This is a genomic window from Rhizobium sp. BK376, assembly GCF_004341625.1.
Classification (GTDB): Bacteria; Pseudomonadota; Alphaproteobacteria; order Rhizobiales; family Rhizobiaceae; genus Rhizobium.
On sequence record NZ_SLZG01000073.1, the window covers coordinates 1 to 5,851 of the forward strand.

Here is a 5,851-nt window from a genome sequence, read left to right on the forward strand (position 1 = left end):
GCACGCCCGAAATCCGTCCGCTGCAAGACTGCAACGCCGTAGCAACAGCATCAAAGACGGAATGCCGTTCCTTCAACGACCCGCGCACCAAAGCCTCCGAGATGCAGAAGCAGAGCTTTGCTGGTGTCAGCCTGACGGTCCAGTCGTCACTAATCTCAGCAGGCCAGCAAGCGATGCAGGCGGGCAGCCTGCTGTCGGGGGACAACGGTATCTATGGGATCGCCCCTGCGGTTCTGGCCGGCGTCAAGGGTTATCAGGCGGTTTCGCAGACGATCGCCGCTATCGACGCCAAGCCAAATCCGCAGACTGGGCTGAAGCCGGCCGTCGCCGGGATCTCGCTGACCGCTGGCTATAGCTTCAGCGAAAGCTCGTCGGAATCGACGACCTCTATTCCGGTCCCACCCTCGATCAGCGGCAGTTCGGTGACCATCATCGCCCAATCCGGTGATGTTATCGGCCGCGGCGTACAGATCAGCGCCGGCATGGGCAAGGACGGCACAGGGTCAACGCTTTCCAGTGATCCCGATAACGGCAGCGTGCTGATATCGGCCGCCGGTAATGTCGATCTTGAAAGCGTCCAGGCCACCAGCGATAGCAAGAGCAGCAGTAAATCGGGCAGTGCCAGCGTCGGCGTAGCCGCGAGCATCGATGCCAGCGGCAACATCTTCAACGCTGGCCCGACCGGGAACGCGGCCTACGGTTCCGACAAAGAGACTGACAACTCGGTCACCCAGATCAATTCGACTGTTAGCGGCACCAACGTCACAGTCGTCGCGGGCGACACACTGACGCTGGCGGGCGCCGTTCTGTCCGGCAACTCGGTCAACGCCGTAGCCACCAAAGGCATCGTGATCGAGAGCCGTCAGGATATCGTCTCCTATGACGAGAAGTCGAAGAGCGGCCAACTCGGTATCAGTTCCGGTGGCGTCAGCGGCGGCTATAATCAGGGCACGATCACCGGTGACTACGCGAACGTCTCCCAGCAGAGCGGAATCTTTGCCGGGTCTGGCGGCTATCATGTCGGTACCGACGGCACCATTGAACTTGTTGGTGGCTTCATCGGCTCGACTGCCGATCCCAGGCAGAACTTCCTCAGCGCCGATCAGATCCTTTATTCCAACATCGACAATTCGATGTCGGCCTCTTCGACGAACTACGGCTTCAGTCTAGCTGGCGCCGGCATTCCCATCCCGGTCGTCGGCCAGCCGGCCAAACAGAGCGACAGCGGCGAGACGCTGGCGACGATCACGCCCGGAAACTGGAACCTGACCAATCAGCAGCAGGTTCTGTCCGGCCTCAACACCGACGCCTCGAAGGCAAGCACCCAGGTCGATCCGTTCGATATCGACAAGCTCAAGGCCCAGCAGCAGAGCGCCGCGGCGCTGTCGCAGCTAGCAAATATGGCGATCGGTTCCCTTGCCAACAGGATGCAATGGGACGAAGGCAGTCCGGAGAAGATTGCGCTGCATGCCGTCGCTGCGGCGATCGTCGCCGAGGTCGCCGGAACAAATCCTGGTCAGGCAGCAGCTGGTGCGGCTGCCGAAGAACTGGCCAACGGCATTCTGCAACAGGTATTAGCCGGCAATCCCGACCTAAAGCTAACCGACACCGAAAAGGCGGTCATCGGTGAATGGGCGGCGGCCTTTGTCGGCGCAGCGGTCGGCGGTACCCAAGGCGCGGCCGCAAGCTTAGACAACTTCAACAATAACTACCTCAAGCACGATCAGTTGGCACAATTGCTCAAGGCGCTGCAGGATTGCGGCGGCGATACCGTCTGCAAATAAAGTGCCGTAACTGCGGCGCAGGAGCAGTCAATCGCCAATTCGGTGGAACTGCGGCAGTGTGGTGATCTTGATTGCTTCCAAAACGCCCTGAACGAGATGCTGCAGGACCGTGGGTTGATGACCCAGGAAGCCCAGGGCCTGCTTTCAGGCGCGCCGCTTGATGGTTCAAACGCCTGGGGGGGTGTCTTTGGCACCTCGTCGGCCAGCGGGCTGTCCCAGGTCGACTGGGACTATACCCATCTTGCGATCGACATCCTTAAGGGAAAGACAACCGGCCCGGCCTATCCCACCGCTGACGTTACTGCGAGCTGGCAAACGCTACAGGCAGCGATTGCAAAGAGCAACAGTGACGGGGGCGTTGGGGAAGATACCAACGCTGTTGCGGCCGCGATGTCCAACTATCTCGGGCTCGTCAGCGGCTATAACCAGCTTGCTTACCTCTCAAGCCTCGAAGCCGCCGGCAACATAGCCAAGCTGGGTGCAGAGGCACTGGCGTCAATCACCGGTGGAGCAGCTAAGACAGGGGGCCCTGGGGGCACGATGCCCGCGGGCTCAGGCGCCGAAGGGATTCCAGGAGAAGGCAGCAACCCTGTCGCGACAGAGAAAAGTACGGCGTTCTTTTGGTCAGGTCGAACTGGCGATACTGGTGGTGAAGATATCGCTGCGCAAATCGCCCAGCAGAACGGCGGCACCACGCTTGAGATGTTGATCAAGCAGAATGGCATCCAGATGCCTGCATGGGATGCATCAAATCCCGCGGTGGTGCAGGCTTGGCAAGATATTTCCGCGAAATACGCGGCAGGCGCCTCCGGAACAGTTCGCGCGGTAATCGGGTCAAACCTTCGACCCGGTAACGTCTGGGAATCGGCAGAGCTGCCGGCGTTGATAGATAATCCAAAAGTTACTCAGATCATTACCATTGACCCTGCAACAGGTGCTAGTAATGTCATATTTTCGCGAGGCAAATAATGATCCAAGAGGTATCACGAGGCCATATCAGGGTGAAGATTATCGACCGCGTAGCAACGGTCCAAGGCGAAATGTTCTTTCCCGGAAACGACAAGCTTGGCTTTGTTGTTTACTCAGACACCATCAAATTTTGGGACCCCCCCCACCAAGCCTTGCCGATTTTGCCCGCGGAGAAGCAATTTATATTGGACGACATAATCGCAGATTTCGCCAAGGGAGGGCACACGCTCGAAATCGAGTAGCCAAATCGTCAGACGAAAGACTTCGAACCTCAGGTATGCGCCGATCTGCCGATCCCGCGATGGGTTGCTGTTTTCTCCGGGACGCTGCTGAGCGCCTTTGCCAGGCGCATACGAGGGTGATGTCACGTTGTTCGACTGCAGCCATGCGAAGGGATTGCGATTGAAATCAAACCACCGCGCCGGTCACAGCCTTCCACTGCGCCATAGCGCGGATTCGATGAACGTGTATGGCGAGGGCGGAGTGCTTCTGGTGGGACGGGACGAAGTGATTTCTGATTGCTGAAAAGACAGAAATAAACCGCTGCAATCCGCCGGTGGATCGAAAGCCTTGCATCACACGCTCTCGTTTCCGCAGCGGCAGGTGGGAATTTTCCGCCCGATTGTTCACGCCTTTATGCGATCGGTGTTCGACAGTAGGCATGAGATCCCGCTTTGCCGCTCCATATGAGCGAAGCTTGTCGGTGATGATCCGCTTCGGTGCGAGGGCTTGCTTTTTCAGCAGCCTGACCAGCAGTCGCTTGGCCGCTTTCGTGTCGCGACGAGCCTGAACGATTTCGTCAAGAACATATCCGTCCTGGTCGACGGCTCGTCAAAGCCAATGCTTGCGACCGCCGATAGAAATCATTACTTCGTCCAGATGCCAAATCCTTTCGGGACGGCTTCTTTCCACGCAACCGCTTCACATATGCCGAGCCAAATTTTCGGCTCCATCGCCGGATCGTTTCATAGGACACGCTGATGCCACGCGGTCCAAACGTCGAATCCATTCGCACCCGATCTGCATCTTGATTGCAGAAGGCCAAAATTATGAATCTTCATAGGCTAAATGCTGGATGCTAGAGGGTCGAACGTTCGACTCAGTTCATGGCGAAAGGGGGCACACACATGCCGCACGGAACGGCGCGGAGGCTTTTTTGTCTGATAATTTAGGTGAGGAGTCAGCGGAAATGCGAGTACTCGTCCGGTAGCCTAAATTGTTGTTGCCATTGTCCGGCGGTGGCGGCCCTTCCTTAAGATCGACCGGTGCATCCCTCCCTTTACCGAAACGCCAATGAATTATAACACGGGTGCTTTGGAGGCTTGTGGATCGAAGTGCTTGGCACCATCTCAAGTCGGTGGTAATGTTTACTACCACAAAGAATACGGAGCTCCGATGGCCAACGCCGAAAAAATCAGTGTCTCAGTGACACCACAACAGGCAGAGCTACTACGCGGTGCCGTGGAAAGCGGCGCCTATAACAGTAGTAGCGAGGTCATCCGCGAAGCCGTGCGCGATTGGGCGGCGAAGTGGCAAGTTCGCAAGGATGACATCGAGCGCCTGCGCCAACTGTGGGACGAGGGCAAGGCTAGTGGCAAGGCTGTTGCAGCCGACTTTGATGCTCTGCGTGACGAAGCCCGCCATGAACTGAACGCCGCCCGCAAATATGCTCGTTAATCTCGTCTGGCAGCCACAGGCACTTGCAGACATCCGAGAGATCTATGTGCGTATAGGTCTTGAGCAGCCCCTAGCGGCAGAACGTTTTTTCGATGCATTCGAGCGTAAGGCAAGTCTGCTCATAGAGCAGCCACGCCTGGGTGTGCGCCGGTCGGAAATCCGGCCCAGCGTGCGTATGCTCGTTGAAGCCCCATTTCTAATGCTCTACGAGACAATTCCGGACACCGACGACGGGCCGATCGAGACAGTGCAGATTGTTCGTGTCATCGATGGCAGGCGCGACCTTAGAACGCTTTACTAGCCTCGTAGGGGACCCCCGAAAGAGATCAGCTTCGGTCGCGGCAGTGACGGGCCACTGGTTCGACTCCCTTCAAGAGCCCAGCCCCGCACTAACCGAAAAGAGATTTCACGGTGACGGCGTCGATGAATTTGGTCATCATGCAAGCATGTTCAGACAGTCGACACTTTCGCCGTTGATCTTCATTTCATCCGATCTTTCGGAACAAGAGCTGGCGGACAGCCCGCTCGCCATTAACGGCATGAAACTCCTTCGCTACGCGGAGCAGTCCGGCGGCATCCCCTTGACCCAGTCTTTGGGAGCTTTCCATCGCAAATGCGTCGAATGGGCAGCTCATGAATTCCGCTGGCCTGGCTTCGAACCCGATGTGCTTTATTCGGTAAACAAGGTTCTCAACGAACCGGATTTCCCGCCGTTATCTATCCTGCATCAGGCTTTGCAGGAGTTGCGCCTGATCCGCCATTACAAGGGCACAGCTGTTCTGACGAAGACGGCAGGTCTATTCTCGGCGATCATGGCACGCTTCAGGCATTTCTAACCGAATGGATTTTGGCGACCCCGCTGCAGGAAAGCCTGTCGCCGGAGGCCGCGGCCTTGTTCTGGGATTTGCGGCATATGCTCGGCGTCGTTTCCAACCGAATGGGCGATTGGGTGACGCTCGGCACATTTACCGAATTGGCACTACCGGTTGAGCTTTTTCCAGGTAGGGGGCCATTCGGACCACGACACGAGGCAAGCTTTTTCATTGCGTATAATTTCATTCGGCCTTTGACCTGGCTTGGCCTGTTGCAAAACTCTCCTCAAAATACGCCCAGCATGGCAGTGACCGACAGGCAGTTCCGCAAGTCGGAGATTTTTGACAAGGTCATCAAGATTACGCTCCCGAACGACATCCGCGTAATCGGCGTGCATTGATGCCCGATAGCGGTGATCGAGCGGATGGATCGACGATCCCAATATCGGTCAATCGCCATCGAAGACTGTGGACCGTGCCTCGACCTGACATCCACGGTTCATGACCGCAGGGCGGCATCGTGCTAATCCTGTTCCATGACGCAGAATGATCGTGCAGCGCACCTTGCCCAGTTCGATATGTTTTCGGACGGACCGCCGGCGGCTCCGG

7 protein-coding genes and 1 pseudogene are annotated in these 5,851 nt (G+C 57.3%); 7 read left to right on the top strand and 1 reads right to left on the bottom strand.

Features of this window, described 5'->3' with window-relative positions:
* The 3 genes from EV561_RS36650 to EV561_RS36660 form a co-directional block, all read left to right on the top strand.
* The coding region (locus EV561_RS36650; RefSeq protein ID WP_207910674.1) for a hemagglutinin repeat-containing protein at window positions 1–1,784 on the top strand (1,784 nt) is incomplete at its 5' end.
* Window positions 1,785–1,901: 117 nt separating this feature from the next.
* A complete protein-coding gene (locus EV561_RS36655) occupies window positions 1,902–2,753 on the top strand; it encodes a hypothetical protein (RefSeq protein ID WP_132528734.1) in 852 nt (283 codons plus the stop codon).
* Window positions 2,753–2,995: an Imm74 family immunity protein gene (locus EV561_RS36660; protein ID WP_132528735.1), complete on the top strand. Its 243-nt coding sequence runs from the start codon at window positions 2,753–2,755 to the stop codon at window positions 2,993–2,995. The genes EV561_RS36655 and EV561_RS36660 overlap by 1 nt, the downstream gene beginning before the upstream one ends.
* Before the next feature lie 166 nt (window positions 2,996–3,161).
* On the opposite strand, the pseudogene EV561_RS36665 reads toward EV561_RS36660, so the two are convergent.
* Window positions 3,162–3,741: pseudogene (locus tag EV561_RS36665) on the bottom strand (IS6 family transposase); the annotation flags it as partial.
* 407 nt (window positions 3,742–4,148) lie between these two features.
* Between EV561_RS36665 and EV561_RS36670 the strand changes: the two are divergent.
* From EV561_RS36670 to EV561_RS36685, 4 genes are read left to right on the top strand one after another with little or no spacing between them, the layout of a single operon-like run.
* The gene (locus EV561_RS36670) at window positions 4,149–4,430 is read left to right on the top strand and encodes a type II toxin-antitoxin system ParD family antitoxin (protein WP_132528736.1); all 282 of its coding nucleotides are present in this window, start codon (window positions 4,149–4,151) and stop codon (window positions 4,428–4,430) included.
* Entirely contained in the window at window positions 4,420–4,731 is a 312-nt protein-coding gene (locus EV561_RS36675; protein ID WP_132528737.1) for a type II toxin-antitoxin system RelE/ParE family toxin, read from the top strand. The genes EV561_RS36670 and EV561_RS36675 overlap by 11 nt, the downstream gene beginning before the upstream one ends.
* 43 nt (window positions 4,732–4,774) lie before the next feature.
* The gene (locus tag EV561_RS36680) at window positions 4,775–5,266 is read left to right on the top strand and encodes a hypothetical protein (RefSeq protein WP_132528738.1); all 492 of its coding nucleotides are present in this window, start codon (window positions 4,775–4,777) and stop codon (window positions 5,264–5,266) included.
* A 56-nt stretch (window positions 5,267–5,322) separates the two neighbouring features.
* Window positions 5,323–5,643, top strand: a complete 321-nt coding sequence (locus EV561_RS36685; RefSeq protein WP_132528739.1) for a hypothetical protein — start codon at window positions 5,323–5,325, stop codon at window positions 5,641–5,643.
* The last annotated feature ends 208 nt before the right edge of the window (window positions 5,644–5,851 follow it).

Coding starts and splice junctions, on each gene's coding strand:
- EV561_RS36670 (WP_132528736.1), top strand. CDS start 4,149: ATGGCCAACGCCGAAAAAATCAGTGTCTCAGTGACACCACAACAGGCA.
- EV561_RS36675 (WP_132528737.1), top strand. CDS start 4,420: ATGCTCGTTAATCTCGTCTGGCAGCCACAGGCACTTGCAGACATCCGA.
- EV561_RS36655 (WP_132528734.1), top strand. CDS start 1,902: ATGACCCAGGAAGCCCAGGGCCTGCTTTCAGGCGCGCCGCTTGATGGT.
- EV561_RS36660 (WP_132528735.1), top strand. CDS start 2,753: ATGATCCAAGAGGTATCACGAGGCCATATCAGGGTGAAGATTATCGAC.